The organism is Chromobacterium sp. CCUG 30098 (assembly GCF_059916605.1).
This window is the reverse complement of record NZ_JAUCGS010000023.1, coordinates 1-3,038: the sequence shown is the minus strand read 5'-3', so window position 1 is coordinate 3,038 and position 3,038 is coordinate 1. Positions and strand designations below refer to the sequence as shown.

General features: G+C 52.6%; 1 rRNA gene. It reads left to right on the top strand.

The window, feature by feature from the left end:
- Window positions 1–126: 126 nt before the first annotated feature.
- Window positions 127–3,015, top strand: a 23S ribosomal RNA gene (locus QUG03_RS23110).
- The last annotated feature ends 23 nt before the right edge of the window (window positions 3,016–3,038 follow it).

The window sequence follows — 3,038 nt, the reverse complement described above, 5'->3', positions numbered from 1 at the left end:
TAGCGGACGGATCGTCATCTTGGGTATTTGATTGTATCTAGGCTACGTCGCCATATCAAAAGGGGCGGTGTAGTCGTCGCACAAACACACTTGTTGTTTTGGTGATCTAGGTTACTGAAATGATAGGGTCAAGCGACTAAGTGCATCTGGTGGATGCCTTGGCGATCATAGGCGAAGAAGGACGTGTAAGCCTGCGAAAAGCGCGGGGGAGCTGGCAATAGAGCTTTGATCCCGCGATGTCCGAATGGGGAAACCCCTCCGCAAGGAGATCCCAGACTGAATCCATAGGTCTGAGGAGGCGAACGCAGCGAACTGAAACATCTAAGTAGCTGCAGGAAAAGAAATCAACCGAGATTCCGTTAGTAGTGGCGAGCGAACGCGGAAGAGCCTGTACGTGTTATGGATTGTGTTAGTGGAAGGTTCATGGAAAGGACCGCCATAGTGGGTGATAGCCCCGTACACGAAAACGCATTCCAAGGACTAGGCGTACGATAAGTAGGGCGGGACACGAGAAATCCTGTCTGAAGATGGGGGGACCATCCTCCAAGGCTAAATACTCATGATCGACCGATAGTGAACCAGTACCGTGAGGGAAAGGCGAAAAGAACCCCGGGAGGGGAGTGAAATAGAACCTGAAACCGGATGCATACAAACAGTGGGAGCGGACTTGTTCCGTGACTGCGTACCTTTTGTATAATGGGTCAGCGACTTACGTTCAGTAGCGAGCTTAACCGAATAGGGGAGGCGTAGGGAAACCGAGTCCGAATAGGGCGCTTTAGTTGCTGGGCGTAGACCCGAAACCGAGTGATCTATCCATGGCCAGGATGAAGGTGCGGTAACACGCACTGGAGGTCCGAACCCACTAGTGTTGCAAAACTAGGGGATGAGCTGTGGATAGGGGTGAAAGGCTAAACAAACTCGGAGATAGCTGGTTCTCCCCGAAAACTATTTAGGTAGTGCCTCATGTATCACTTCCGGGGGTAAAGCACTGTTATGGCTAGGGGGTCATTGCGATTTACCAAACCATGGCAAACTCTGAATACCGGAAAGTGCGAGCATGGGAGACAGACGGTGGGTGCTAACGTCCATCGTCAAGAGGGAAACAACCCAGACCGCCAGCTAAGGTCCCAAATGATCAGTTAAGTGGTAAACGAGGTGGGAAGGCATAGACAGCCAGGATGTTGGCTTAGAAGCAGCCATCATTTAAAGAAAGCGTAATAGCTCACTGGTCGAGTCGTCCTGCGCGGAAGATGTAACGGGGCTCAAACTGATAACCGAAGCTGCGGATTTGCACGTAAGTGCAGATGGTAGGGGAGCGTTCTGTAGGTCTGTGAAGGTGTCTCGTAAGGGATGCTGGAGATATCAGAAGTGCGAATGCTGACATGAGTAGCGATAAAGCGGGTGAAAAGCCCGCTCGCCGAAAGCCCAAGGTTTCCTACGCAACGTTCATCGGCGTAGGGTGAGTCGGCCCCTAAGGCGAGGCTGAAAAGCGTAGTCGATGGGAAACGGGTTAAAATTCCCGTACTTTTATGCAGTGCGATGTGGGGACGGAGAAGGTTAGGTCATCAGACTGTTGGAATAGTCTGTTTAAGCCGGTAGGCTGGGGAGGTAGGCAAATCCGCCGCCCCTTAAGGCCGAGACGTGATGACGAGGGTCTACGGACCTGAAGTGACTGATACCACGCTTCCAGGAAAAGCCACTAAGCTTCAGCTGCATAAGAACCGTACCGCAAACCGACACAGGTGGGCAGGATGAGAATTCTAAGGCGCTTGAGAGAACTCAGGAGAAGGAACTCGGCAAATTGATACCGTAACTTCGGGAGAAGGTATGCCTCTTAGAGTGAATCCCCTGCGGGAGGAGCTTTGAGAGGTCGCAGAGAATCGGTGGCTGCGACTGTTTAACAAAAACACAGCACTGTGCCAACACGAAAGTGGACGTATACGGTGTGACGCCTGCCCGGTGCTGGAAGGTTAAGTGATGGGGTGCAAGCTCTTGATCGAAGCCCCAGTAAACGGCGGCCGTAACTATAACGGTCCTAAGGTAGCGAAATTCCTTGTCGGGTAAGTTCCGACCCGCACGAATGGCGTAACGATGGCCACACTGTCTCCTCCTGAGACTCAGCGAAGTTGAAGTGTTTGTGAAGATGCAATCTCCCCGCTGCTAGACGGAAAGACCCCGTGAACCTTTACTGTAGCTTTGCATTGGACTTTGAACAGACTTGTGTAGGATAGGTGGGAGGCTATGAAGTGGGAACGCTAGTTCTCATGGAGCCGTCCTTGAAATACCACCCTGGTGTGTTTGAGGTTCTAACCTTGGTCCGTGATCCGGATTGGGGACAGTGCATGGTAGGCAGTTTGACTGGGGCGGTCTCCTCCCAAAGTGTAACGGAGGAGTTCGAAGGTTACCTAGGTACGGTCGGAAATCGTGCTGATAGTGCAATGGCAAAAGGTAGCTTAACTGCGAGACCGACAAGTCGAGCAGGTGCGAAAGCAGGACATAGTGATCCGGTGGTTCTGAATGGAAGGGCCATCGCTCAACGGATAAAAGGTACTCCGGGGATAACAGGCTGATACCGCCCAAGAGTTCACATCGACGGCGGTGTTTGGCACCTCGATGTCGGCTCATCACATCCTGGGGCTGTAGCCGGTCCCAAGGGTATGGCTGTTCGCCATTTAAAGTGGTACGTGAGCTGGGTTCAAAACGTCGTGAGACAGTTTGGTCCCTATCTGCAGTGGGCGTTGGAAGTTTGACGGGGGCTGCTCCTAGTACGAGAGGACCGGAGTGGACGCACCTCTGGTGTACCGGTTGTGACGCCAGTCGCATTGCCGGGTAGCTAAGTGCGGAAGAGATAACCGCTGAAAGCATCTAAGCGGGAAACTCGCCTGAAGATGAGACTTCCCTGAGGGCTTGACCCTCCTGAAGAGTCGTTCGAGACCAGGACGTTGATAGGTCGGGTGTGGAAGCGCTGTGAGGCGTTAAGCTAACCGATACTAATTGCTCGTGAGGCTTGATCCTATCATTTGAGTGGCTTGGGAAAC